At 42.4% G+C, this 717-nt stretch carries 2 tRNA genes and 1 rRNA gene; all 3 read right to left on the bottom strand.

Features of this window, described 5'->3' with window-relative positions:
- Window positions 1-150: 150 nt before the first annotated feature.
- Window positions 151-226 (bottom strand) — tRNA-Ala (locus H5125_RS21740).
- Window positions 227-363: 137 nt separating this feature from the next.
- Window positions 364-440: transfer RNA gene (locus H5125_RS21735), tRNA-Ile, on the bottom strand.
- Between the two features lie 216 nt (window positions 441-656).
- Window positions 657-717: ribosomal RNA gene (locus tag H5125_RS21730) — 16S ribosomal RNA — on the bottom strand; the annotation flags it as partial.

Below are 717 nucleotides of genomic sequence, written 5' to 3'. Positions count from 1 at the left end.
TAACAACGAATCGTCATTCATGCGCCTTTAGTTAGTACTATCAGCTTTCCAAATTGTTAAAGAGCGGGCTTAAAAAAGCCAAAGATAAAATTTCGTTTATCTTTGGCATCTCTAACCTATGCATAAGCTTATCGTCATGATAAGTGTAAATGGTGGAGCTATGCGGGATCGAACCGCAGACCTCCTGCGTGCAAGGCAGGCGCTCTCCCAGCTGAGCTATAGCCCCATTTACATGCAGTTGAGATAAATATCAAGTAACCAATCATAAGATTGGCGAAGCCAAATCGAATTTTAACAAGTTAATTCAATGCGACGTTTAGTTCACTAAACGAGTATTTAATTAACGCAGATAAAATGAAGATTTGGTGGGTCAGAGTGGACTTGAACCACCGACCTCACCCTTATCAGGGGTGCGCTCTAACCAGCTGAGCTACAGACCCATTCTTTTTGGTCTTTTAACCCTTACTCGGCGTTACTTTCTTCGTTTCTCAGTCATGTGCTAAAAGCACACTCCTTGCGAGACTCATCAAGTGCCTTGATTAAGAATCAAAATCCTCAAAAATACCTTTCGATATCTTTCTCTTTCTTCTATCAAGTAATCTGTGTGAACACTCACATGCATCTCTGCACTTTAGGTATTGAGTTAGTCGTATAGGTAAGGAGGTGATCCAGCCCCAGGTTCCCCTAGGGCTACCTTGTTACGACTTCACCCCAGTC

The sequence above is a fragment of the Shewanella sp. SR44-4 genome (genome assembly GCF_014163715.1).
Classification (GTDB): domain Bacteria; phylum Pseudomonadota; class Gammaproteobacteria; order Enterobacterales; family Shewanellaceae; genus Shewanella.
Note: the sequence above shows the minus strand (reverse complement) of the source record. Positions and strands in the feature narration are given on the sequence as shown.